Here is a 25390-nt window from a genome sequence, read left to right on the forward strand (position 1 = left end):
GGATCAATTATGTCGCTTTTAGAAGAAATAACCCCCGCACCTCGCAGAATTATGACTTTATTCTATCTTATCGATTCATCCGGTAGCATGAAAGGCACTAAAATAGGCACGGTCAACGCTGCAATGGAGGAATGTATCCCATTATTAAGAGAAGTTGCACAGGCAAATGATGACGCAGATATTAAAGTTGCAATAATGCAGTTTTCAAGCGGATTTGAATGGATTACTCCGCAAAATGGTCCTGCCGATTTGGAGCAGTTAACTAATTGGAGAGACCTTACAGCTCAGGGACTTACTGATTTAGGCGCTGCACTTACAGAATTGGATAAACGACTTTCACGAAGCGAGTTTCTAAGTTCACAAACAGGCGCTTATGCTCCGGTTATAATTCTCTTAAGCGATGGTGCTCCTACAGATGACTGGAAAGGCGCACTTACCAAAATCAAACAAAACAACTGGTTTAAGCACGCTATTAAAATTGCTATTGACATTGAAAGCGGCTCGGACAGAGATGTTTTAACTGAGTTTACGGGTAATAGTGAAGCAATACTTGACGCAAAGGATAAAAGCACTCTTAAAAACATGATTCATAAGGTTAGTGTAAGAGCCTCTGAATTTCAGAGTCACAGTAAAGCATCAAGCGATATGCTTACAACTCCGGAATTTGATTCAGCAGCCATTGTCGAAGATGTAAAAAATAGCATTGAGTCAGAAGCCGTATCAGTAAGTAACGATGAACAGGAATGGGGAGAATGGTAACTGAAATAAAATCGAAAAATACTTCATATTACTCCTTGAGTTGTACAATTCAAGGGGCAAACCATAAGAAAAATGATATTGAATGTGAAGATGCATCAGACTGCTTTTCTGAAGAGAGTATATCTGTATGCGTTGTTGCTGACGGTCACGGCAGCAAAGAATATCCTCGTACAGCTTTAGGTTCAAAATATGCCGTAGAAGCTTTCATGGAGGTAGTATTTGATTTTGTAAATAATGTAGATAATGCACTATTTGAAAAAATGTTAGCAAACAAACAAGGCGAAATACTACTTCAACTTGAAAAAAGCATTTTGAAAGAGTGGCACCAAAAGGTTCAAGCCGACATTGATCGGCATCCTTTTTCTGAAGAAGAACTGTCAGACTTATCTGAAAAATCAAGACAGCGTTACGAATCCGAAGAAGATGCAGCAAAGCATAAAGCATACGGAACGACTTTGATTGCTTTTGTCGTTACTGATAAATATGCATTCGGAGTTCAGATCGGAGATGGTTCGGCGGTAGTATTTGATAAAGATTTATCTGCAAGCATTCCGATTCCCGAAGATGAGAACTGTCAATTGAACATTACGACCTCGCTATGTGATGATAACGCAATTGACGAATTCAGACATATCGTCTTTACTGATAATATACCAGTCGCTTTTTTCTGCGGAACAGATGGAATTGAAGATTCGTTCACATCAACGGATGAACTCTTCTCCTTCTATAAGGGGATTTTATCTGTTTTTGATAAGTATGGATATGATAAAACAAAGCTTGAATTAAAAGAATACCTTCCGGTTTTGTCTCAAAAAGGCAGTGGTGATGACGTATCAATCGGAGCAATAATCAACAAATCTCTTGTCATACCTAATGCTCAGAATCCAGAATGTAATGAAAAAGATGATGAATAATCATAACCATAAGCAAAATCTGCTGATTACGGAGGATTAAGAATATGTTTGTAAACGCAAAGGTTGTCCTTATGAGATGCCAACACAATAAAAAGCTGTTCGGAGTAAGGATACAGCAGCAATACAATAATGCTTGGGATCTTACATGGGCGTTTCCTATAAGTGAAAAAAGAGCTCAAAACGAGGGCTTTGATAAAGAATCATTGACTGTTAATATAGGTTATGCAAATACATATCCAGGCTGTCCGTATTGCGCCACAACAGGTTTTGTTCAATGTGGAAGCTGTGGTAAATTTACCTGCTATAATGATTCTGGCGAGTTTACTTGCGCCTGGTGTGGAAATAGATCAAACAGTTTTAAAGAAACAGATTCCTTTGATTTAAGAATTGGCGAAGATTGAATGGTTCGCCTATTATATTGATATGCTTTATTATGCTTCTGTTTCAAGGAGGGAAATGTTGTGAAAATGCTCAAACTTGATTGCCCTCATTGTGGGGCTGTATTAGAACCAAAAGACGGTTTGGATACATTTTTCTGTACTTACTGCGGTGGTAAAATCATCATTAGTGAAATGAGTGATGCGGCATATCAAGCAAGGGTTGACATAAAGAAACTTGAAAAAAATGTGGAACTTCATAAAACAGAATTAGAACATAAAGCTCTTATGAAGGATAAAGAGCATCAACAGGAGCGATTTAACTTCAAAAGAATTATTATATTATTAATACTCATGCCTGTTATTTCGCTTGGTCCCCTTGGCCTTATGTATTTAGTGTCCAGTATTCCTCATAGAAAAGAAATTAAAAAGCTGGAGAAAACAGAATCTCAAATAATTGAAGATATTGATAATCAGAATTATGATTCTGCTCTACTGAAAGCAAATCAATTATACTATACTTCAAATTGGTCATCTGAAGAAGAAAAAGCATGGAATGATAAAAGAGAGAATTATATTAATCTTATTTTAGAGAAGAAAAGAGAAAATGACATCAATGGGGAATATATAGCAGTACCTGCCTCAGCTGATGATTTTAAAGGTGAAAAGTATTCAAAAGTTGCTGAAAAGCTTAAAAAAGCTGGATTCACAAATGTTTCAGCACAAAAAACAACAAAATCCAAAGGTTTGTTTGATTGGAGCGACACCGTAGAACATGTTTCTATAAGCGGTAAAGAAGATTTTATTAAAGGCGAAACGTATGAAAACAACTCAAGAATTATTATATATTATTATTCCAAAGAATAATATAAATGAAATACGTATTTGTTTTTATATTGCAGTATTATAAGGGGTTGTAAAATTACATAACGTATATAATACTATCATGAATGGTTTGTTCGTGAATTTAGAATAAATGAAACTATGTTTCTTTTAGGAACTTTGATATGCGATTGGAAAGATAGAGGTTAAGCTATGAAATTAATATACTTATTCTCAGATACTGAGAATAAACAGGAAATATCAGATTATACATATACTCCTACAAAAGCTATAAAGGCTTTTGAAGCAATTGACCTTCATAAAGAAATTCGGGAATTTGATGATTCTTCAGTATGGATTCTTTCATTTACAACACAAAAAGATACTCTCGAAGCAGCTCAACATCTTTCATACATAAATGATGATATAATTAGATTTAATCCTAAAGTTTTACATAACGAAAGTGCTTCGCATTTCAATAAAGCAATATTTCCTAAAATCAATGATTTTGAAAGAAAACTTCGTCATCTTTTGTATCTAAAATGTTCTTTATACAATGACAATGTAGATGATAAGTCGAAAGTAGTATTAGCCGAGCTTGAAAAAGAAGACTTAGGAAAGGTATACGAATTGTTATTTGCTGATAAACAAATGATAAATATGTTTAGAAAAAAAGTGAATGAGAAAAACTCTTCAAAACTGTATTATCAGAAAATATTAAACGATTTGTCTGAGAACTCAATTTGGAATATTGTTATCGGTAATAATAGTGACGATTTTATTAAGCAACACTTTCTTGATATAATTGACTATAGAAATGATACGATGCACGCACATAATATATCATACGCTGATTATCTCAAACAAAAAAACACATTTGAAAAGGCAATTGACTTTATTGACAGTGAAATAAACAAAATCATCAGCAATCCTGTATCTGCTGAAGCTACTGAAACTACCGTAAATACATTGTATAATGGAATATTGAATCAACGCTTAGATAACATTATCCCTAAAAGACCATTTATTTCTCCCTTAGATTCACAATGGATGGCGTTGCTTAAGCAAGAACTTTATCCTCGTGAAAATGTACTCCAGTATCAATACGAAGATATACTGAAAGAACTTCCTGAAGAAGTGATTAGCCATGAAAACATCAATGAACACATTACTAAAGCGTTAGAATCATATACTAAATCTAAAAAAGAGGAGAATTCCGACGATGGAAAAAACAAGGATAAAAAATGAATGATTTATCAACTGAAAGAGGATATAAAGCTGAACAGCTAATTATCTTTTGTAATACAAACAGATTCAGAATCCATGTTTCGAGAAAGGTGTTTAAATTCTTATTAATTTCTGATACTCACCCATTTCCAGCTCACCATCAGCAGCCTTCTGACGCAGCTCGATAGCATAGTCGCCCCACTCTGCGAACTGGGACTTGCTCATTTTCTTTTTCATATAGCGAGCGTAGTGCTGCTTGTAGGCACGGTTGTATATCTCCCAAACGGGATCACTCTTTATCTTCTCCTTGAAGTTATGACTCATTGCATTATCACGACAAGTCTTCGGAGGATTGCTACTTACAAGGCGCTTGCAGTAATGTGAGAAGGTAGTGTGCTTCATGATGAACCAGCGTCCGCAGTTGCGGCACTTGACAGGCATAAACTTCTCCTCAATGCACTTGAACAATTCAAAATAAAGAAAGGCTCCCAGCGATGTGAAACGATATGTCTCACAGAGTATGGGACCTTTTTTCGTTTCAATTATTGTATGTCCCATGCACATACTTCCGCTTGAAACAATACTTGTATAACGCTGAAAGGTGTCAATCACTTTCTGAGTTGTCGGATAACTGTTGTGGTCACATAGTTCGTCTACAAACGGCATAAAGATTTTCTTGACGCGGATAATGTCCTCGATAAAAGTTGAGAACTCGTTCGTCATCTGCTCGATACAAGTCGTGAAGTCTGCGGCGTCTTTTCTGTTTTCATAGTTGCTGAAAACCTTCTTGCTGTCAAATTCGTAATCAGATAGCGCTCTCAGCTCATGCAGTTCTTCCGTAATATACATTTCCTCATACGACACAGGAGTGCTCTCTGCGTTGACAAAGTGTTCGTTGTAGTCATCGACTTCAAACTCCGAGTCCTCATAAAATGGCTCATCAAAAATGTCGTTGTAGTACGCGAACAGATTTCTCAGCAGACCGTGCCTGAAATGCTTTGTGTCGTAGGGTGGAAGTGACTTTGCAATGTCCATGATGCTGTCATATGTGAATTCTATTTCCTGTGCGCACTTGCCTATGTCAGCAGGGCAGAATAAGGAACTGATGTTCAGCTCAGACTTTGCACGTTCACATACGTCAAACAGTTCGCCCAAGTCATAAAAATTCATTGAAAAATAGCGCAGAAGTATCTCTCCGAGCGGATAAACTCTGCCGTCGGAAAGATATATTTTTCTGTCATGGTAGTGTGCTTCTATCTCAAACATAATAACTCCTTTCAGAAATAGTGTTCTATTTCGTCAGAGCGCATAACACTGCGGATTGCTTTGAAAACAGCTGTATAAATAGCTTGTAATCAAAAGTTTACAATTTGTTCATAAAAATAGATTATAGATTGAACTCGGTAGAGATAGTATACTATATCTATTGACTTTTGTCAAGCTGTCGTGTATACTGAATGCAGTTAAGACGTCCGGACAACTCTTGACATCACAAGTAAAAACTCGAAACGCGAAAGGAAGATGTAGATGAAAGATTTGAACGTTATCAACTGCACAGCGTACTCTAACGGCATCAACTCTCCGCTTGAGTATCTCAACATCACTACGCCTGCCGAGTTCAAGGTGGTGATGGATCTACTCTGCTACTACGACAGCGAAAAGAAAACCTCGACCATTAGCCGCACAGGTATCGCAAGAGACACTGCAATGTCGGTGAGCAATGTTGAGCGCGCACTGAAAACTCTTGCGCAGAAGGATATCATTCGTATCCACAACAATTACGCTGACAACGGTCGTCAGGTCGAGAACTCTTATGAGGTCGCATTCCTGAATTACGACATGGACGAGGACAAGCTCCGCGACGCAGAGTTGGCATTGAAATTTAAAAGCTGATTGTCATAGGGGCTGTGTCATGATGTCATAGGCTTATATATTAAGTATACAAGATAATAGATACTTAATACAGAGAAGGAAGATATATATTAGCTATCAAAGATAATATAAACTATGCGCCTTCTTTTCTTTGCAATAATAACTATGACAGGAAACGTGTAAGGAGCGATTATCCGAAACACGCGCAGAAAGCCCCGAGTTTGCCGCCTTCAAAACCAAAATAGTATAGTTACCCCACCGCTCCCGTTGAACGCGGTTGTCGCGCAACGTGGAGCGAGTTGGGGGATATATCAGAGGGAGAAAAACGGACAAACCTGCGGTGCGGAAGTCGGTCCGCAAGACCGGCAAGCATAGCAGACGGCATTCCGCCTGCCGCTGAAGCGGGAGAACCCGTGCCCCTTTTTGGTTTGCAGGTTAAAATCCGGTCGCATTCAGCGCCCGGATGCTCACCTCGGACGGGCAAAGCCCACCGAATTTTCAAGGCTTTTGGGAGTATAATGAAAGTCGCATGGAGCGGAGGTTTTTGAAAATGGAGTCGCATAATTCAGAGGATAATAAGAAAAGATGCGGTGATTCCGCAGAAAAAGAGGTCGCATTGTCGTCAGGTAAGATAAGATTCGGGATGAAGCTGTATCCCGAAACGCTTGAGATGGTCGATGCGGCTTATAAGAAAGATTGCTGTACTTCTAGGTCGGAGTTTATAGAAAGAGCCATCCGTTTCTATTGCGGCTATCTCAACACACAGGATCATACAGCAATAGAATACTTGGCTCCGCAACTCTCAACAATAATCGACGGATATATTAAAGGTTCGGAGCAGCGGTTGTCCCGTGCAATATTCAAACTTGCTGTTGAAGTCGGAGCACAAACTCATATGCTTGCGGCAATCAACGACATCGAAGATACAACACTCTTTAAATTGCGGCAGATGGTAACAGATGAGGTCAGACGCATAAATGGCATAATAAACTTCGAGAGTGCTGTAAGATTTCAGAGAAGTGAGGAGTGATATAGATACACCTGGGCCGACCCGAAAGGGAGTCCAAAAAAGTCTGGGCTGGTAACACGCAGGCGCAGCAAAGCGGTACGATCTGATTTTGTACCGAGCGATATTTGATTTATTGAATTGAATAGTTTTAGAGGAGGCGGATGTATGAGCGTAAAACTTGAGAAACCTCATTGCAGTGAAAATCCCGAGGTACAGTCCGTATTGCATCACGACTGTACTGTTGACGGTGTCACCTATCGTGTTTGGTCTGCTTTCCTCGGCAGGAAAAGGGCTGAAGAGTCGCTCGGAGAACTAATGCTCCGACAGCTCGAAAGGGGTGATGAAAAGCCTGCCGTTGATGCAAAGCAGACCGAGAGTAATCCGGTGTAAAAGCCGGAATTTGTTTTTTGTGCAGTCCTACGAAATCAACTGTGCGTGCTGGATTTCTGAGCGGAAGTGTGGTATACTGTTCCGTGTAAGGATCTGCTGCACGGCTGAGAAAGGAGTTTTAATGAAAAACAAACAGCCTAAAAAAGCAGCACTGTATTGCAGACTCTCGGTCGATGACGGGCGAATGGGTGAAAGCGTTAGCATTGGCTCGCAGAAATTATTACTGGAGCAGTACTGCAAAGATCATGCAATAGATAATTATGAAGTGTACGATGACGACGGATACAGCGGCACTAACTTTGACCGCCCTGCGTTCCAGAGAATGTTTGAGGACATTCAGAACGGACTGATAGATACGGTTCTGGTTAAGGACCAGTCACGATTCGGAAGGTCATACATTGAAGTCGGAATGTACGTTGAGAAGTTCAAGGAGCTCGGAGTTCGATTCATTGCTGTGAGCGACAACTACGACTCAATGAAAAACGAAAACGATATGATGTTCCCGATGAGGAATGTGCTGAACGATTACTTTGCAAGAGAGGCTTCAATAAAAACCAAGACAGCCAAGAAAGCAAAAGCGAAGGCGGGACAGTACATCGGTTCAAAACCTCCGTTCGGTTACAAGCTGGACCCGAATGACAGGCATCACCTTGTAATAGACGAGCCTGCCGCTGAAACGGTGCGAAGGATATTCAGAATGGCGGCGCAGGGTATCGGGTACAATAAGACAGCAAAGATCTTCCGCGCGGAAAAGGTTCTCACTCCTATCGCGTATTTCAATCTCCATAATCCCGACTACTTCAAGTCGGATTACTGGCGGAGAGAGTTCGACTGGCACGTTACTTCAATCCGAGTGATACTTGAAAACGAAGTATACCTTGGCAAGCTCATCTATGGAAAGCAGAAGTGCAAGTCTATGAAAAGCAAGGAAAAAGTGAAAGTTCCGAGAGAGGATTGGATAATCGTTGAGAACTGTCACGAGCCTATAATAACACAGGAATTGTGGGATGAAGCACACCGAATGATGAGTACCAAGAGGCGACCGACGCTGACAGGTGAGGTTCAGATGTTCGCAGGACTTCTCTACTGTGCCGACTGCGGTCACGCACTTACCTACTCACAAAAGAAACGCAACGATGGAACCTATCACGGCTCATACTCCTGCTGGATGTACAAGACTCATGGGAAAGAGTACTGCGCTTCACATTATATAACCTACGACGTAGTGTATAAGCTGGTGCTCAATGATATCAAGCGTGTGCTGAAATCGTACCGAAAGAATAAGGATAATTTCCGAGCATACCTCGACAGTAAATGCAGTGACAGCAGCGGGAAGAAAATCATTCAACTTCAGAATGAGCTCGCAAAGGCTCAGGACAGAATAACTGAGATAGACCGCTTGCTGAACAGACTATACGAGGATTACGTGCTTGGCAAAATTCCCGACAATCGTTACACACAGATGACTAATTCATTTGAAGCCGAACAGACTGAGCTCAAGAGGTCAATACCGGAAATGACGTCGGAGATCACAAAGCTCAGAGTCAAGTCTGATGCGGCGGAGAAGTTCACAAATGTCATCGAAAAATATACGGATATAAAGAAGCTGGATGCAGAAATACTCAACGAGCTCATAGACAAAATCGTGGTGCACCACAAGGAAAAGCTCTACGGAAAAACCTATCAGCAGGTTGAGATATTCTACAGATTCGTGGGCGAACTGAGTCAGACCGTCGATAAAGCAGCGTAAATCAATAAGAAAATACGCTCTCTTTAAAAACAGTCGACGGTCGCAGGTTCGAGTCCCGTCACAAGCTCCAAGTTGAAAGCTACATTTTTGTTGCATAATGCATAAAATGTAGCTTTGTTTTTGTCAACAATAAATATGGCGTATGCAAATCAATGCATACGCCTTTTTACATATAATTAATTATAGGAGCTGATGACAATGAAGGTCAATAATATGACGAATTATCGTAAGAGCAATGAAATCAAAAAAGGGATACGTCGAAAAATGCGTGAGGGCAAAGTATGGTTAAACTGTTCTCGATTTTTAGGCTATACCAAAGATGAGAATGGACATCTTGTAATCGTTGAGGATGAAGCAAGAATAGTAAAAAAGATATTTGAGCTATATCTTAATGGTTTGGGGGTTCGCAAGATTAAAAAGTATCTTGAAGAAAACAAAATCAAGACTGTTACGGGAAAATATGAGTGGAGCACTTCGACTATTGACAGAATACTTGACAATGAAAAATATGTAGGAGATGTTATTATGCAGAAGAGTTTCACTGAAAACTCGTTGACAGGAAAACGAAAAAAGAATAATGGTGAACTTGATATGTATTTCATTGAAAATAATCATGAGCCAATAATCAGCAGAGATATCTTTGAAAGAGTAAAATTGAAAAAGAGAAAAATACTGCTTAATAATAAGGGATAAAGGCAAGCATATCCTTTATTATTGAATACAAGTAATGATCACACATATACTAATCTCAAATAATACAAGGAGAGTGTATATGAATCATCTGAAAAATGAAACAAGTCCTTATCTGCTTCAGCACGCAGACAATCCGGTTGACTGGTATCCGTGGTGCGGCGAGGCATTTGAACGGGCAAAGTCGGAGGATAAGCCGGTTTTCCTGAGTATCGGTTACAGCACCTGCCATTGGTGTCATGTTATGGCACATGAGAGCTTTGAGAATTCCGAAACAGCTGAACTGTTGAATAAAAACTTCATTTCTGTAAAAGTTGACCGCGAAGAGCGTCCCGACATTGACAGCGTGTATATGACGGTATGTCAGGCTTTTACCGGCAGTGGCGGCTGGCCGATGAGTGTTTTTATGACGTGGGACAAAAAGCCTTTTTTTGCAGGAACTTACTTTCCGACCACCCCTCGCTTTGGTATGCCAAGCTTCCGCGATGTACTCAATGCGGTCGTAATGCAGTGGGATACAGAACGTGAAAAGCTCATTCAGTCTGCGGAAAATATAACCGATATGCTGAAAAATACAGAATCGGTCAAGGGAAATAAAGTCAATGGTGACATAGTTGAAACTGCCGCTGAGATGCTCCGCAAGAGCTATGATAGTATTTACGGTGGATTCGGCTCTGCACCGAAGTTCCCTATTCCGCACGAGCTGATGTTCCTGATGTATTACGCAAAGATTAATAGCGATAAAACTGCACAGAAAATGGCTGAAAAAACTCTTATACAAATGAGGAAAGGCGGCATATTTGACCACATCGGCGGTGGCTTCTCGCGTTACTCTACCGACAGGTATTTCCTTGCTCCGCATTTTGAGAAGATGCTATACGACAACGCACTTCTTATCATCGCATATTCCGCTATGTACAGCCTTACGAGCTCGAAAGTATATCTTGAAACAACTATCAAAACAGCAGACTACATTCTCTGCGAGATGACTTCTCCCGAAAGCGGCTTCTATTCCGCACAGGACGCAGACAGCGAGGGCGTTGAGGGAAAATACTACACCTTTACGCTTGATGAGATAATGTCTGTTCTTGGCGATAAGGGTAAGCACTTTTCCGAGGCCTTTGATATCACAGAGCATGGAAATTTTGAGGGCGTAAATATACCAAATCTGCTGAAAAGCGGAGACCTTGATACCGATTTTGAAGCTGAATTTCAAAGTCTTTATGAGTACCGCAAAAAACGTACTAAGCTTCATCTCGACGACAAAATACTGCTCTCGTGGAATTCGATGATGATAGCGGCAATGTCGATGCTTTACAGAGTGTCACACTATGAAAAATACCTCTGTGCGGCTGAAAATGCACAGCGTTTCATTGAGGAGAATATGTCGGACGGAGAGCATATTTATACAATCTTTCGTGACGGAAAACGCTCAGATACCGCATTTCTGGAGGACTACGCTTATTATATCGCCGCACTGATTGAGATGTACAATTCTACGCTTGACAATAAATATCTTATGAGAGCAGAGGAACTCTGTGCGGAGGCAGTAAAGCGCTTTTCTGATAAAAACGGCGGCTTCAATATGTGCGAAACTACTGAGCTTTTTAAAAATCCGAAGGAACTGTATGACGGTGCTGTCCCAAGCGGAAACTCAATTATGGCATACGATCTTATACGGCTGCATCAGCTCACAGAAAAGGAAGAATATCGAGAATGTGCGGAAAAACAGCTTGATTTCATGTCGGCGCAGTCACAGGACTATCCCTCAGAACATTGTATGTTCCTTCTGGCAAAGCTTCTGAATGAAGCTCCGCCGCCGCGTGTTATTATTTCAGCCAAAGGCTCACCAGATATATCCAATCTGCCATTTCTTGCAAATGTTACATTTATACAGGCAGATGAGAAATATCCGCTTTTGAATGGACGGACGACCTTTTATGTGTGCAGGGGGAATACTTGTCTTCCGCCGTCAAACGAATTAAATATGCCATAAAACAGGAGCAGCGATGTGCTGCTCCTCGTTTTAGTATGCCTCGATTATATTGCGGACGTACTGCTGCATTTCTTTCCGCGACTGTATCGCGTGAGTACCGCTTACTACTTCCCATTTCTGCTGTTCTGTCAGGGATGAGAATTTTTCCATTGCCTCGGGATTCATAGCAAGCGCCATTCCGAGTCCGACAGGCATTTCAAAGCTATTCATGTTGCACCTCCTTCAGATGTCCTGCAAATCAGCGGCAGGAATATCGTTTTCGATGTTGTCGCGTGCGAGGTCGTTGTCGATTGCGGGATATGCCGATGAAACCGGCACTTCCTCGGAATACGACTTGTTATGCCATACCTTTTGCTCTGCTCCCGAGGTTCCTGCGATAATGGGATTCACATGAGATTTCCGTGTTTGGCTTTTCCCTGTATCTCAGGCACTGCGGACTGCTCATTTTTAGGCTTTGTATGAGTATAGTCGGGACGTTTCATACCCTGTTTTGCCATTTAAATCACCTCGGATATATTGTGCGTAAACGCCGCTGTCTTATTCTTTCAGTCCGCAGATAATAATTGACATCTCACTGCACATAATAAACTAAAAAGGAGGCAAATATGGAACTTCTGAAAACCGCGTGGATCTCATTTCTCAGCATTATTGTACTGTTTCTTCTGACAAAGCTCATGGGCAACAAACAGCTTTCGCAGCTTAGTATGTTTGACTACATCATCGGTATATCTATCGGCTCTATTGCAGCGGAGTGCTCCTTTGAGGACGAGCACCCCGAGCGTATGATAGTGGCGATGACGATTTACGCTCTCAGTGCTTATGCAGTCTCGATAATAACAGGAAAATCGACGTATTTCCGTAAGGTGCTTATCGGCAGACCTCTTATCCTTTTCCACAATGGAAAGCTTTACCGTGACAATTTTAAAAAGGCGCGTATCGACATCAGTGACTTCCTCACGCACTGCCGCAATCAGGGATATTTCGACCTTACAAATCTCAGGACGGCTGTATTCGAGTATAACGGTTCGCTGAGTCTGCTCCCTGTAGATTCCGACAGACCGCTCAAGCCTTCTGATTTGAAACTTGAACCTGAACAGGAGGAAATAATGGTGAACGTTATCCTCGACGGACACATCAACGATGTCAATCTTAAAAAGTCAGGATTCGAGCGAGTGTGGCTCGATAAACAGCTTCACGAGCAGGGATTTGATAATGCGAAGGAGATATTTCTCGGCATGGCAGACACAGTGAAAAAAACGCTTCAGCTGTATCCTATGGAAGTGAAGAAGCAAAGCGCCGACCCGTTTGAATGAACGCATTACTGTTCAGCGTCATATAATATTTCGGGAGGAATTATGCTATGAACAGAATGAATTGCAGCGGAGTTTCACTTATACAAAAACGACCGCAGGCGGCGGCTGTACTGACGGGGAGCGATGAATATCCCGATATTTACGGAGTTGTGAGATTCTATATGATGAAAAATGGTACGCTCGTATACGCCGATGTTGAAGGACTTCCTTATGCAGGCAATAGGTGCAGTCAGGAGGTATTTGGCTTTCACATACATGAGGGCGAGTCATGCACAGGTAATGACAAAGATAAGTTTGCTGATGCAGGAACTCATCTGAATAAGGATAACTGCATACACCCTTTCCATACGGGAGATATGCCGCCGCTTTTCGGGAATAACGGTAGGGCAGTTTCCATATTCCTGACAAACAGATTTACAGTTGATGATGTGATAGGAAAAGCCATAATAATTCACGGAAGTCCCGATGATTTCACCACTCAGCCAAGTGGTAACGCAGGTGAGAAAATTGCCTGCGGTATAATCAGACCTGTTATGAGATGAAAGAATATCCGCTCAACATAAAGGCTGAGATAGAATACGCTCGCAGGTGGGCATTTTCGGCAAATCCTGCATACTACAACTTTGAAAATATCGGTGGAGACTGCACTAATTTCGTGTCCCAATGTCTGTACGCAGGCGGAGCGGTCATGAACTATACCCGTGATACAGGCTGGTATTACAATTCACTTCACGACAGGTCGGCTGCGTGGACAAGTGTGGAGTATTTCTATAAATTCATTGTAAATAACAAAGGTGTCGGACCATTTGGCATACTTGTATCACTCGGTCAGGTCCGTGCAGGTGATGTTATACAGCTTGGAGCAAATGGCAGATTCCATCACAGTCTGATTGTTATCAATGTTCGCAGCGGAGTCCCGTATATCGCAGCTCACACCTTCAATGCGTATGATCGTCCGCTGAATACTTACATTTATGATGACATCAGATGCATCAGGATAGCAGGCTCAAGAAAATATGGATGACTTATTTTAAGTGATCAAAAATTGCTATTTTTAGGAAAGAAATCGTTGGGGTCTATATTGTAACACATGCACAAAGAACCGCTTAGGAGTGATCCTAAGCGGTTCTTTGCGATTACTATTATTGTTCTGAAATTTTGTCTTTAACTTTTATTATATATTCGGTCTGTTCGATAGATTTATTGATAATTTCTTCTTGAAAAGGTAACTCAACATTAGAAAGATTCTTTTTTATTTTTTTGATATATGAGTTCTTTATTTTGGGGAAGATTTTTTTCAAGAGCTTTTTTACTAAGGAATCAGATACTAAAATATATTCAACCAAAGCAAGAAAAGCACCGATACCTGCAATTGCCATATAATTCCAACTACCACAAAAAGATGATATCAAGGATGATATTATTGCAAGAATAATAACAAACAATAACGGTGACCATTTAATTATAGCTAAAACTATTTTTCGCCAACCAAGTTTGTTTTTATTTCTTTCAACTGCGGCTTCAATTATTCCTTGACTTTGATTGTTTAGTTCTTGTTCTTTTTTGTTTCTCTCTGATATAGCGGTATTTTTTTCTAAACACACTTTTTCAAATTTCTTATTTGCTTCTCTTTCAACTTCCAATGCTTTTAACGTTTGGATTTCTGCTATTGAATTAGCAAACGTACCTGCATCTAGATTTTTCTCATTTCCTTGTGTTTCCTTCAGTATTTCTTCGGTAACGATATCATCAAAGTATTCTGTCAGACAAATATTAGAATATTCAGGAACATTTTTTTCGTATTCATCGGCTAATTCGATAATTCTGTTGTAATAAAGTTGAGTTGGTTTTTGTGCTGCAACTGCATTAGCTGTAAGGTATAATAACGAAAATCGTTCACAATTAGTTGCTGGAGACCATAATCTACATGTTAATCTTACATCAGTTATTACAGGAAGTCTATTTGGATTCCAATTTGAAATATTACTGATACAACGTTCAGAACGAAAGCCCAATGCTATGCTGATAAGCCGTGAATTGTTAGTGACAAAAACAGGAATTCTATTATTTGTTCCGCAGTATTCATTGTAATTCCCTTCTCTTCTCATGTGAGTTTCCCAAATTGATAAGGCATCATTATCTATAGCTTTAGTATCCCAAAACAATTTAGAATACATATACTTCTTTAAAGAACTAAGATCAAATCCAAATTTGAGATGATCGCTTTCATTATACTGATTTAGTTTCCTTAGATAAATGTGTGATGATGCTAGTTCCTTTTCTAAAGATGCTTTTTTTGCAGTTAACACTGCTATGCTCTTGTTAATGCTTTGAAAATATAGAAGCATTTCATAATCCGTGGGCGGATACCCTTTTTGGACGAGTTTTATTGCCTTTTCAAACGATCGATTCATTTCTTCCAAGGTTTGAGGGTAGTAATAAATATTTCCGCCCAAGGATTGTATAAGGTTAACAAGTTCTTTTGCTGATTCTACAGCTGCTTCTCCAGCACAGCCAAGGTATCTGAGCAATAATCTCGTATCAAAGAAAAAACTCGTTCCTTTTATTATGGCTGCTGAATTTGTAGAATTAGTTCCTGGTAATTGATATGTACCGACACATATCATTAATCCTGCACATATTTTGACAAGATAGTCCTTATATATTGAATCGCCTTCTATAATTTTATCAATAAAACGTCCTACAAAATAAACATCATCAAATAGAGGAATCTTATCAGTGGAAGATGAGGAGTTATCTGGACTATCGAATAATAAAGATTCATCATCATCAAGTAGTAATTCCTGTGTTTGGTGAAATGGCATTAGTGATTCGATATTACTTTTTACAGTATGTTTTTGGGTGAAAATATCAAAAGCTAGGCCGTTTCTGTCCAAAACTTTAATAAGCAATTCTCTTGCTTTATCATAATTCCATATTCTGTTATAGCTTTTAGCATATTCAATTAGTGAATAAATTAGTTTAGATTCTGTTTCTCGATATTTCACTCGTATTTCGTCAAATCTTTCCACGTCAAAAGAACCAACTTTTTTAAATTGATGTTCTTCTATCGAGATGATTTTTTCTTTGACCAAATCATTTAAGCATCTTGTTATTATGTTCTTAGGTAGTTTTAGTCCGAATTCTTGTTCAATAGAATTCTCTATTTCTTTGAAGGTTAATTCATTTTTAGGATTAATAAACATACAATACTTAATATATTCTTCAAAAGCGAAAAAAGGATTGCCTGCATTTTGACTAACATTAGCCATAGCTATTAATGCATTTTTGTTTTGCATATCAATCACCACCTTGATATACATATTATATCACACACACCTTTCTTTTTCAATATTATTACATAAATACACAATTTCATATTTTGCAACTCATTCTATATATATATATTCAAAAAACAAGTTTATAAATGGGAAAGCGTTGATTATATAATATAATTAAAATATTAATCGCTAATTTCACAAATTATCATTCCCCAAAACCAAAATTATAATCAAAAAAGCAAGGGAAGTAACCCTTGCTTTTCTTATTGTAAATTTAAAAATCCCTTAGTAAATGCATCAGGCAGCAAAAACTGCTTCTCGCCTGCCTTGAAGTGAACTATAACATACTTATTGGACTTATACTTTTTGACAACAGTGCCGACACCGAACATCTTATGTGAAACCTTAATACCGACTTTAACTTTTGAAATATCGAAGGATTCAGCTTTAGTTTTCACAGGAACAGAAGGATTTTTAGGCTTATTGTCAGGAGTAGGTATGCCGTACTGTGTAGTAACAAGCTCCTGTTTTGGTGAAGTTACTGTAACGGCAGCGGCAATAGTGTCTGCTGGAGACTCATTGCTCTCAGGAGCGTCCATAGTTGCCTGCTGATTATAGAATAGCTTCTCGTATTCCTCACGGCGGATAACAGTATCCCAACCACCAATCTCGTCGCTTTCGTGCTTATCGATGCCTGTATAAACAAGGCTGGCGTCTTCATAACGCTTGAACTTGAATATAGCGTCATTCATAAGACTTGCATTGAATACGCCTATGGAGCACAGCAGCTCGAAGTCCTTGACATCAAGTCCTGTGACTTTTTTGAAAAGTCCCGGTTCCAGCTGAGTGATAACATCTTTCAGTGAACGCTCACGATAGTCGGTAAGGTACATAAATACAGGTACACGTGTCGCAAACTTGATAAGTTTCTCCTGTATCTGCTTGCGGAGTGACTTGTATTCCTTTTCCTCGTCGGTAAGCTCTTTTTTCTCCTTGGGTGTGAGCTTTTCCATACCTTCCTTCTTGGCTTTTTTGACAGCTTCGGATTTGTTGATGATAGTTTCGATATCCTGATTAAGACTTCTGAATCCCTCGATACGCATAAGTGCGTCGAGGGCGTCTTTATTATTGATAAGTCTTTGCAGTGTATCATTATCAACATTCACAAGCAGAGCCGACTCCCAGCGCTTTGCAAGGAGTGTTGCAGATGTTCCTGCCATGGCGATATCAAGCACGTCCTGTGCATTTATAGCTTTCATCGTCGAGCCGTCATAGGCAAGGACAGGAAGGAAGCTGATGAACTCCGCAACCTTCTTCTCAGGATTTGACTCGTCAACATTCAGACGGCAGGAGTAGTCTGAGATCTGACGAAGTGCACGGTCAAGGGCGAAATCGAAAACATAGCATTCGCGTTTCATTATCTCAGCCTCGCCGTTTTCGGCAGTTATCACCCAGGGAGACTGAACTCGGAATGCTGCCTGGAAATAAGTTTCGGGACTTTTAAGATTACGCAGCATGAATATTCCCGTCCACGGTTTTACAGTAACGCCAGTGGTCAGTTTGCCGCATGACAGCGTTATAGTTTTTGTTTCAAGCGGATTTTTCATGGAGCTGATAACAGGTGCAACTGCGTCAAGCCCTATTCCGGCTTTTGAACCTGCACAGAGGTTTATCTTATAATCGTGATAGAAAGCGTTCTGCTTCTGCTGCAAGAGATTATACATAGCTTCGCACGACGCTACATTCGGCAGGAACCACAGCGTATGCGATAAGACATTCAGCAGTCTTGTATCAGAAAACGGCATAGGTGGACGCTTGTCCTGTCCGAGTTTCAGATCGTCAATACTGGAAGGAAGATATGCTCCGCGGACGAGATCAAGCCATTTTTGCACTTCGTTTTCGTATACGAAGTGTGCCTCCTCGCCCTTTCCTTTGGCGGAGAAAAATACATTTAGGTCGAACTCGTTGAACTCTCCCTGCTGTGCGATCTGGCGGATACTTTCGGGTATCTTATAGGTCATAAGAACCATTCTCGGCAGTGCAAGATAGGGATTGCCCGAACCTTTCCACTCATGCTTGGCACGCTGTTCATCGGAGTATGTCCAGTTGTAGATCTGATCCTCGATGAACTCGCCGCTGTTTATTGCACGGAACGGTGTACCCGACAGGAACAGGTAATGTCCCGTAGTGATTGGGAGAAAGCTCTCGTTGTAGGCATTGCCTGCTTCTTCCTGTTGGTACTTCTCCATGTCGAAGTCAGCATCAGCCTCGTCGTCGGGATTTTCAAACAGCTTCTTGGCATTCTCACGCCATGCACCGAAGTGGTACTCATCGAAGATGATAATATCCCAGTTGTCGGTGTGTATAAACTCATTTTTCGCTTTGATACCGCCATTCTCGTTAGTGCCGAGCAAGTCCTGGAACGAGCCGAAAACAACGATAGGCTTCGACTTATCAGCCTTGCGGTAGGCGGTGTCCATGTCGATCTTATTGTTGTGAGCGTCCTTGTTGGAGATGAACTGCCAGCCTTCAAAGTCAACATGAGTCACAAGATCTTCGTGCCATGCTGACTCCACCGCAGGCTTGAATGTCAGCACAAGTATCCGCTTGAATCCCATTTTACGGCAGAGCTGATACGCCGCAAAGGTCTTGCCAAAGCGCATTTTAGCATTCCACAGGAACTTCGGTGCACGGTCCGGCTCATCAGCTTTCGCCTTTCGGAAATACTCCATTGTACGCTTGACGGCGATGTGCTGTTCGGGACGCATACGAAAGTCGAGGGTGCGCTGAGTATCAGCTATCTCGCCTGTTCTAAGCTCGCGGACTGCCGCCTTTACGTCGTCAACGGAGCAGCCGTACCACTCGTTATCGTCCTCGCCTTCATAGAGCCTGTGAAAGCCGTTTCGGCGGAGTATAGCGTGAACGTCGTGGTCGGTAAAGCACGAACCGTCGGGACGCATAGCCGAATCCGACCACAGGATCGTGTACGGGACGCCGCTTGTGTGCATTATCTCACGGATACGGGTTTTTACGTCACGGTCGGTGTAGCCGACCTTTATGTAGCCGTTGTGACTGGCAACATCATTGAGCCGGAAAGCGTATATGGAAGGTGCTGCCGAGGGGCGCTGAGGGAAAAATTCCTGTTCGATCATATTAATCACCGCCTAATTCTTTAGGTTTAATCATTGATTCAATGAAATCTATCTCCTCTTTAGATAGTGAGTATTTTTTATATAATAGTTCATCATGCCATTCTTGGGAAAAATCTTGGATAGGAATAAACTGAAATTTATCTTTTGAAAGGTTAATTGAAGAAACGGCTTGTAGTAATAAAAATCGGAAGAACTTACTGCAAAGGTATTTAGCAAAATTAATTGCTTCATTCTCCGTGTCGGAAACAAATGCAATTAAATATGAATCGGTACAAACTTCATTTGGTGACAAAACTCTTGTTGTAGAAATAACCGTGAACATACCGCTTTTATCTGGTTCACCCGCATGTTCACTGGTAACTTTACTAATCATTACCTTGTATTTATTTATAATATCATTTCCTTGTGTTATGATATTCTTTGGAATATAGCCTTTTCCACCGCTTGAATATAATAAAATCTCATCTTCATATTCGCTTCCTCTTGCGGCGGATGATAATCCAAAGGGATTACGTGTTCCAACTAATTCTGAAACTGTTTTTTCTTTAAAACTCTGAACTTTATGAATAATAGAAATAGCTTCATTATATCTTACAAACACTGGAAATTCTGATAAATCACGTATTTGTGTTGAAATAATATCGTCATGTATATTGGTAAATTCACATGGGCGAGGATTATCTCTGTCCCATAAAAAATAACAAACACCTCCACCAAGACTTATGCCGTTGAAACAGTCCTTTGCATTGACATAGTCAACTATACGCACATTTCGATTGTCTTCAAGCATTTCTTTTCTGAAATCATCAAGTCCTTTTCCACCAGCAAACCAACGAGATGGAATTATCATAGTTATATATCTCGGTTTTAGCATTTTAGCCTTTTCAACAAACAATTGATATAATGGAGAGGCACTTGCTCCGTTTCCTCCGTCGCTAAGCTGATAAGGCGGATTTGATATTATGACATCGAACTTCATATTAAAAATTTCCTCTGGTTTTATAGTATGTATCCATTCATACGCATGGGTTTCAAGCTCGTCACCACGCTCATACTGGCTCTCGGACGCTCCACAGTAAACGCACTTGCCCTTTTCCCATTTGTGGCTGATTCGCTTGAAACGGATATTGCCCTGTGCATCGTCAAATCGGCTGACGGAATAATTGCTGTTGGGATACTTGCTGCAATAAAGTCCGCGCCGTGACAGCAGGCTCGTCAGCTCCGTGATAGCGATACCGAAAAGCTGTTTGTGGAAGATGTGGTCGATACGCTCCTGCAAATCTGGAAACTGCGGTTCAAGTCCCTTGATGAGCCGTTTGGCTGTCTCACGGAGAAATACTCCTGTTTTACAGGCAGGGTCGAGAAATGTCGTGTCGGGATCAGAGAAAAGCTCCTGCGGCAGCATATCAAGCATCTGGTTGACAACCTCGGGAGGCGTGAAAACTTCATCGTTGGAGAGATTTGCCAGACACGACAGTACATCGGGATTGTAAACGTTTTCAAATAGTCCTTCAGCCATTTTCACCTAACCTCCTGTAATGACAAATATATTTTTGCAGGAACGTTCCCTCATCTCCGCTGATACTGAGCTGAGCCTCGTCCTGACTTAGCAGCTCCGCAAAGGTATAGTCGCTCCGCTGAATTTTTGTTCCTGTGATGAATGCCCACTCCGAAAAGACGATAGGCTCATCGGTATCGTTACAGTTTTCATCAACACAGCACAGCGTGAGAGCGTTTCCGCAGACAATGTTGCGCTCCAGTATAAAGCGGATAGAACGGTGCATATCATCACTGCACTCATTCTTGCATACCGACTTGTACTGCTTCGCCCATAGTTTATAGAGTCGCTCACGGCAGGCGGCAACGTTATCCGCCAGTATATCGACACCGTAAAGACTGCTCACAGCCAGCAGGGAGTTCATTTCATAGTCAATGGTACTCCGCCTGTATTTCTTCCGCACAACAGCTAATTTGCGGCTCAGCACCTCTGCGAGAAAGTTTCCGTCACCGCAGGCAGGTTCGAGAAATCGGCTGTCAATTCGCTGTGTTTCGGGCAATACAAGGTCGCACATGGCTTTTACCTCACGCTCAGCCGTAAATACTTCTCCGTGGTCGGCTACACGCTGCCTGGATTTTACTTGTTTGTTCATAATGGTTCCTTTTTGATATATTTTCAAATATGCACCTGCAAATTCGTTTATATATCAAATATTATATCATCATTCTGCAAATTTATCAAGATATATGGGGTATAATTTGATATATAGTCAAATTGCTGAGGTGATATTTGTGGAAGATGCATATGATTTTGGTATTATACTCCAAAAGCTGAGAAAAGAAAAAGGACTCACTCAGGAGCAGCTTGCTCGTAAAATCAATAAGGAAAGCTCTATAATCAGCCGTTATGAAAAGGGACTGCAATCTCCTACGTTTGACACCGTCAAGGCATTTGCCGCAATATTTAACGTATCTATGGACTATTTGTCAGGTACAGAGAAACGTGAACGCATTTCAGCATACAACCTTACAGACCAGCAGCTTGCTATTGTCAACAAGTTGATTTCTGTATTCAGGAATGGTAATGAAACATCTAATAAAAAACTCTCCCCCGAAAGCTGTCAGCTTCTGGGAGAGATTGTTGAAGAATTATCTCGGTAACAGTAAAGCCGCAAGGGATTTTAAGTCTCTTGCGGCTGTTTATATTTACATTTATATATTGAAAACTTGCACTTTTTAAGTTATAATAATATGTACAAGCAAGGTGTTATAGACATCATTTTATTGTTTGTAAACAAACGATTAATTGAAGCCCCGAAGAATTGCATTGAATATGTAGTGTATCATGAGTTCTGCCATTTTGTTCATCCAAATCATTCAAAGCAGTTTTACAACTTGCTACAAGTAATGTTGCCTGATTTGCGGGAAAGTAAGCAACTTCTTGAAAATAGTGTTATTCTATGAAAATCCTAAACAGCCATGAATAATCGGTGTCTGCATCATGATATATAGAAAAGAGTGGAAATAATGGACATAAGCGGCAGAACCTGCCATATCAAAATAAACGGCGATGAACTGCCAACGATATACTGGGGTGAGATGAAGAACAGCTCCGAGACTATTGAAAAAGTCCTTGCGCTATGCGATGACGTAAAGTGTAACTATGTCGTTTATGAGGTCGAGGACTGGAATGCCGACTTCTCGCCGTGGGAGTTCAAACTCAACAAGAAAATGTCATTTTCGGGCGGCGGACGCTCAACGCTTAACTGGCTTGTGAACGAGTGTGTTCCGTACTGCGAAAAAGAGTACGGTCTTACAGGTGAGCGTATCCTTTGCGGATACTCCCTCGCAGGACTTTTCAGCCTGTGGGTGTTCTACGAAAGCCAGGCGTTTGGCGGAGTTATCAGCTGTTCGGGCTCGCTGTGGTTCGGGGACTGGATAAGCTACGCCGAGAGCCATACCGCGCCGCAAAATAGCTCCGTTTATCTCAGTCTCGGCGACCGCGAAAAAAAGGCTCGGGACTGTATTATGGCGACTGTTGGGGACTGCACTCGCAGGCAGTATGAGCTTGTGTGCGCCGACAAAAACGTGTCCCGTCATTTCCTTGAATGGAACAACGGAGGACACTTCAATGAGCCTGAGAAGCGTATTGCAAAGGGCGTACAATGGAGCATCGAAAAACAAATTATAGAAGGATTTTGTAGGTGATTATCATGGTTGACATATTTGAAAATGGACTAGATAGAGACACATATAGAGTTATTAAAAAGATGGATCGTGAAGAACTAAATTCGTTCCTCAAAAAATATAGAGAAACTGCACTTAAAGAAATACAGGATAATTACTTTAAAATTAAATTTGATGAGAATGGGAAATATGTTGAGATGAATAAAGATATGTTCAAATTAATACATAGCGAACTCATACAGCAGGTTCAATGTATTGAACATAATCTTAAAATAATTTATGCTACAATTCATAATGGTAATTTTGTCGAAAACTATGAAAATATAAGCAAGACGAATCTGGGAAAAATCATAAAAGAATTAAAACGGCTTGAAACAGAAGGAATGAATACGCAATTAACAGAGGAAGACTATAAAGTAATTGATGAAATACGAGAAATCCGTAATTATTGGTGTCATCAGTGCTATATAGACTATATTTATGAAAGCAATGATAAAAAACGAGAAAAATTATTTCAATCAGTAGCAGAAAAACTCCATTATGACGAGCAGCGTACATATCAACTATCGAGAAAAACTGAGGAGCTTAGAATAATTATTGTCCGAAAAAAGTCGAATAAAGATTGAGGTGTAAAAATGTTTAAAAACAAAGTAGCCGTAGTAACAGGTGGCGCAAACGGGATAGGCAAGTGCATAGCCGAGGAGTTCCGCAGAAACGGCGCGGCGGTGTGCATTATCGACAAAGCGGAGGGAGACCACTTCGTCGGCGATATTTCCGACAAGACCGTGCTTGAAGAATTCGCACAGCAGGTCATAGCTCAGCACGGACACATCGACTTCCTCGTGAACAACGCTCTGCCGCTGATGAAGGGTGTTGACGAGTGCAGCTATGAGGAGTTCCAGTACGCGCTGTCAGTCGGTGTGACTGCGCCCTTTTACCTGTCGAAGCTTTTCGCGCCGCACTTCAACAAGGGCGGCAGTATCATCAATATTTCGTCCTCCCGTGATCGTATGAGCCAGCCTCAGACCGAGAGCTACACGGCGGCTAAGGGCGGTATAGCTGCCCTCACTCATGCTCTTGCGGTGAGTCTTGCAGGAAAGGTGCGCGTGAACTCCATCTCCCCGGGCTGGATAGATACGTCCTACAAGGTTTATGACGGCCCCGACGCTTATCAGCAACCCTGCGGACGTGTGGGAGAACCAATGGATATCGCCAATATGGTGATGTTCCTCTGTTCCGACAAGGCAGGCTTCATCACAGGCGAGAATATCTGTATCGACGGCGGTATGACCAAGCTGATGATATATCACGGCGATAATGGCTGGGAGCTGAAATGATAAAAAGGCCGCAGTTGATTCTGCGGTCTTTTCTTTATCTTATATCAAAAGCACATTCGTCTTCTGTTCCGGTAAGTTCAGCCCAGCGTGCGGATAACAATTTTGCATAGTCTATATAAAACAATCCGTAGCATCCGAGTGCATAACCGTCATTAACCTCAATAAGTAATGTTCTTCCGTCATCGGTTAGTCCAAAATCAATAGCGTAGCCTGCGGGAGCTGATTTGAATTCCTTTACAGCATTTTCAATTACTCTGTAATCATAGTGCTTACGCCAGTCACCTTTATACGGTCTTACGCTGAGGATATGTCCGTATCTTACAAAACATCGCCATTCTGCTTCAAATTTTACGATTTCGGAGCAGTAAACATCTTGATTAACACCTTGGATTCCACAGCCGATAAGGTCTTTTGGAGAACGAACAACAACACCCGTGAACTGTTTATCTTCAAGCGGTTTAACAAATACAGGCCAACAATCCGGATTATTGTTTACTTCGTTCATTTTTTGTCTGCCATATCTTACGTCCAAGATATTTTTGCAGTTCGTCGGGATAGTCCATTTCAGGAGTGATAATTCCAAAATCCGCAAGCCGTGCTCTTACCGTTCCAACATATCCGACCACGACATCTTCTTTATTGCTTTCTTGAAATTTGTCATTATCATGAAACGGTACTAATTCAAATCCCATTTCATAAAACCCTTGATAGGCGTTCATAAAATTATAATTATGCGGAATACCGTTTTCATAGGATTGAATATATACTTTCACATTATCACTTCCTGACGTTTTTTCTCATTATAGCACACGAAAGC

Annotated in this window: 28 protein-coding genes; 19 read left to right on the plus strand and 9 right to left on the minus strand. The window is 40.9% G+C overall.

Going from position 1 to position 25390, the window contains the following annotated elements:
* Window positions 1–9 precede the first annotated feature (9 nt).
* From BMX22_RS03490 to BMX22_RS03510, 5 genes are all read left to right on the plus strand, one after another.
* Complete coding sequence (locus BMX22_RS03490; protein WP_074740695.1) at window positions 10–759, plus strand: vWA domain-containing protein; 750 nt, start codon at window positions 10–12, stop codon at window positions 757–759.
* Window positions 753–1673, plus strand: a complete 921-nt coding sequence (locus BMX22_RS03495; RefSeq protein ID WP_074740697.1) for a PP2C family serine/threonine-protein phosphatase — start codon at window positions 753–755, stop codon at window positions 1671–1673. The genes BMX22_RS03490 and BMX22_RS03495 overlap by 7 nt, the downstream gene beginning before the upstream one ends.
* Before the next feature lie 44 nt (window positions 1674–1717).
* The gene (locus BMX22_RS03500; RefSeq protein WP_074740699.1) at window positions 1718–2074 is read left to right on the plus strand and encodes a TerY-C metal binding domain-containing protein; all 357 of its coding nucleotides are present in this window, start codon (window positions 1718–1720) and stop codon (window positions 2072–2074) included.
* Window positions 2075–2134: 60 nt separating this feature from the next.
* On the plus strand, window positions 2135–2917 hold the full coding sequence (locus tag BMX22_RS03505; protein WP_074740701.1) for a hypothetical protein: 783 nt from the start codon (window positions 2135–2137) through the stop codon (window positions 2915–2917).
* Between the two features lie 168 nt (window positions 2918–3085).
* Window positions 3086–4120 (plus strand): hypothetical protein, encoded by a 1035-nt coding sequence (locus BMX22_RS03510; RefSeq protein WP_074740703.1) that lies wholly within the window; start codon window positions 3086–3088, stop codon window positions 4118–4120.
* A 93-nt stretch (window positions 4121–4213) separates the two neighbouring features.
* Here the strand turns inward: BMX22_RS03510 and BMX22_RS03515 are convergent, their stop codons facing one another.
* Window positions 4214–5365 carry a DUF6076 domain-containing protein gene (locus BMX22_RS03515; RefSeq protein ID WP_074740705.1) on the minus strand — a complete coding sequence of 384 codons (1152 nt, stop codon included), beginning with the start codon at window positions 5363–5365 and terminating at the stop codon, window positions 4214–4216.
* Between the two features lie 261 nt (window positions 5366–5626).
* On the opposite strand from BMX22_RS03515, the gene BMX22_RS03520 reads away from it, so the two are divergent.
* The 6 genes from BMX22_RS03520 (at window position 5627) to BMX22_RS03545 (ending at window position 11806) form a co-directional block, all read left to right on the plus strand.
* Window positions 5627–5992: a hypothetical protein gene (locus BMX22_RS03520; protein WP_028521605.1), complete on the plus strand. Its 366-nt coding sequence runs from the start codon at window positions 5627–5629 to the stop codon at window positions 5990–5992.
* 529 nt (window positions 5993–6521) lie between these two features.
* Window positions 6522–7001, plus strand: coding sequence for a hypothetical protein (locus tag BMX22_RS03525; protein WP_318259670.1), 480 nt, complete (start codon window positions 6522–6524; stop codon window positions 6999–7001).
* Window positions 7002–7145: 144 nt separating this feature from the next.
* Window positions 7146–7370: a hypothetical protein gene (locus BMX22_RS03530; protein WP_074740706.1), complete on the plus strand. Its 225-nt coding sequence runs from the start codon at window positions 7146–7148 to the stop codon at window positions 7368–7370.
* Between the two features lie 121 nt (window positions 7371–7491).
* Window positions 7492–9120 carry a recombinase family protein gene (locus BMX22_RS03535; RefSeq protein ID WP_074740708.1) on the plus strand — a complete coding sequence of 543 codons (1629 nt, stop codon included), beginning with the start codon at window positions 7492–7494 and terminating at the stop codon, window positions 9118–9120.
* Between the two features lie 198 nt (window positions 9121–9318).
* Window positions 9319–9813: a recombinase family protein gene (locus BMX22_RS03540; RefSeq protein ID WP_074740710.1), complete on the plus strand. Its 495-nt coding sequence runs from the start codon at window positions 9319–9321 to the stop codon at window positions 9811–9813.
* Between the two features lie 79 nt (window positions 9814–9892).
* Entirely contained in the window at window positions 9893–11806 is a 1914-nt protein-coding gene (locus BMX22_RS03545; RefSeq protein ID WP_074740712.1) for a thioredoxin domain-containing protein, read from the plus strand.
* A gap of 30 nt (window positions 11807–11836) precedes the next feature.
* On the opposite strand, the gene BMX22_RS03550 is transcribed toward BMX22_RS03545, so the two are convergent.
* Together BMX22_RS03550 and BMX22_RS16770 are read right to left on the minus strand one after the other, a co-directional pair.
* The gene (locus BMX22_RS03550) at window positions 11837–12016 is read right to left on the minus strand and encodes a hypothetical protein (RefSeq protein WP_031560079.1); all 180 of its coding nucleotides are present in this window, start codon (window positions 12014–12016) and stop codon (window positions 11837–11839) included.
* A 12-nt stretch (window positions 12017–12028) separates the two neighbouring features.
* Window positions 12029–12196 carry a hypothetical protein gene (locus tag BMX22_RS16770; protein WP_318259671.1) on the minus strand — a complete coding sequence of 56 codons (168 nt, stop codon included), beginning with the start codon at window positions 12194–12196 and terminating at the stop codon, window positions 12029–12031.
* Between the two features lie 215 nt (window positions 12197–12411).
* Here BMX22_RS16770 and BMX22_RS03560 point away from each other — a divergent pair, with 215 nt between their 5' ends.
* From BMX22_RS03560 to BMX22_RS03570, 3 genes are read left to right on the plus strand one after another with little or no spacing between them, the layout of a single operon-like run.
* Window positions 12412–13119, plus strand: coding sequence for a DUF421 domain-containing protein (locus BMX22_RS03560; RefSeq protein WP_074740714.1), 708 nt, complete (start codon window positions 12412–12414; stop codon window positions 13117–13119).
* Window positions 13120–13166: 47 nt separating this feature from the next.
* Window positions 13167–13661, plus strand: coding sequence for a superoxide dismutase family protein (locus tag BMX22_RS03565; RefSeq protein ID WP_081349053.1), 495 nt, complete (start codon window positions 13167–13169; stop codon window positions 13659–13661).
* Window positions 13658–14143 carry an amidase domain-containing protein gene (locus tag BMX22_RS03570; RefSeq protein WP_074740716.1) on the plus strand — a complete coding sequence of 162 codons (486 nt, stop codon included), beginning with the start codon at window positions 13658–13660 and terminating at the stop codon, window positions 14141–14143. Before BMX22_RS03565 ends, BMX22_RS03570 begins: the two co-directional genes overlap by 4 nt.
* A 118-nt stretch (window positions 14144–14261) precedes the next feature.
* Here BMX22_RS03570 and BMX22_RS03575 read toward each other — a convergent pair whose 3' ends face one another.
* From BMX22_RS03575 to BMX22_RS03590, 4 genes are all read right to left on the minus strand, one after another.
* Window positions 14262–16418 carry a hypothetical protein gene (locus BMX22_RS03575; RefSeq protein ID WP_074740718.1) on the minus strand — a complete coding sequence of 719 codons (2157 nt, stop codon included), beginning with the start codon at window positions 16416–16418 and terminating at the stop codon, window positions 14262–14264.
* Window positions 16419–16663: 245 nt separating this feature from the next.
* Entirely contained in the window at window positions 16664–19552 is a 2889-nt protein-coding gene (locus BMX22_RS03580; RefSeq protein ID WP_074740719.1) for a GIY-YIG nuclease family protein, read from the minus strand.
* A 1-nt stretch (window position 19553) separates the two neighbouring features.
* Window positions 19554–21071 carry an Eco57I restriction-modification methylase domain-containing protein gene (locus tag BMX22_RS03585; RefSeq protein ID WP_074740720.1) on the minus strand — a complete coding sequence of 506 codons (1518 nt, stop codon included), beginning with the start codon at window positions 21069–21071 and terminating at the stop codon, window positions 19554–19556.
* Window positions 21064–21702 carry a restriction endonuclease subunit M gene (locus BMX22_RS03590; protein ID WP_074740721.1) on the minus strand — a complete coding sequence of 213 codons (639 nt, stop codon included), beginning with the start codon at window positions 21700–21702 and terminating at the stop codon, window positions 21064–21066. The genes BMX22_RS03585 and BMX22_RS03590 overlap by 8 nt, the downstream gene beginning before the upstream one ends.
* Window positions 21703–21841: 139 nt before the next feature.
* On the opposite strand from BMX22_RS03590, the gene BMX22_RS03595 reads away from it, so the two are divergent.
* The 5 genes from BMX22_RS03595 to BMX22_RS03615 all read left to right on the plus strand — a co-directional run bounded on the left by BMX22_RS03595 (window position 21842) and on the right by BMX22_RS03615 (window position 24573).
* On the plus strand, window positions 21842–22210 hold the full coding sequence (locus BMX22_RS03595; RefSeq protein WP_177172960.1) for a helix-turn-helix domain-containing protein: 369 nt from the start codon (window positions 21842–21844) through the stop codon (window positions 22208–22210).
* 90 nt (window positions 22211–22300) lie between these two features.
* On the plus strand, window positions 22301–22513 hold the full coding sequence (locus BMX22_RS17030) for a M48 family metallopeptidase (protein ID WP_081349055.1): 213 nt from the start codon (window positions 22301–22303) through the stop codon (window positions 22511–22513).
* Window positions 22514–22576: 63 nt separating this feature from the next.
* Entirely contained in the window at window positions 22577–23257 is a 681-nt protein-coding gene (locus BMX22_RS03605) for an alpha/beta hydrolase (RefSeq protein ID WP_074740724.1), read from the plus strand.
* A 5-nt stretch (window positions 23258–23262) separates the two neighbouring features.
* The gene (locus BMX22_RS03610) at window positions 23263–23862 is read left to right on the plus strand and encodes a hypothetical protein (protein ID WP_074740726.1); all 600 of its coding nucleotides are present in this window, start codon (window positions 23263–23265) and stop codon (window positions 23860–23862) included.
* Between the two features lie 9 nt (window positions 23863–23871).
* Window positions 23872–24573 carry an SDR family NAD(P)-dependent oxidoreductase gene (locus tag BMX22_RS03615; protein ID WP_074740728.1) on the plus strand — a complete coding sequence of 234 codons (702 nt, stop codon included), beginning with the start codon at window positions 23872–23874 and terminating at the stop codon, window positions 24571–24573.
* A 34-nt stretch (window positions 24574–24607) separates the two neighbouring features.
* On the opposite strand, the gene BMX22_RS03620 is transcribed toward BMX22_RS03615, so the two are convergent.
* Window positions 24608–25078: an ATP-grasp domain-containing protein gene (locus BMX22_RS03620; RefSeq protein WP_413777949.1), complete on the minus strand. Its 471-nt coding sequence runs from the start codon at window positions 25076–25078 to the stop codon at window positions 24608–24610.
* Window positions 25059–25346: a hypothetical protein gene (locus tag BMX22_RS17035; protein WP_413777950.1), complete on the minus strand. Its 288-nt coding sequence runs from the start codon at window positions 25344–25346 to the stop codon at window positions 25059–25061. Before BMX22_RS17035 ends, BMX22_RS03620 begins: the two co-directional genes overlap by 20 nt.
* Window positions 25347–25390: the final 44 nt, after the last annotated feature.

The sequence above is a fragment of the Ruminococcus sp. YRD2003 genome, from assembly GCA_900109435.1.
Lineage (GTDB): Bacteria > Bacillota > Clostridia > Oscillospirales > Ruminococcaceae > Ruminococcus > Ruminococcus flavefaciens_G.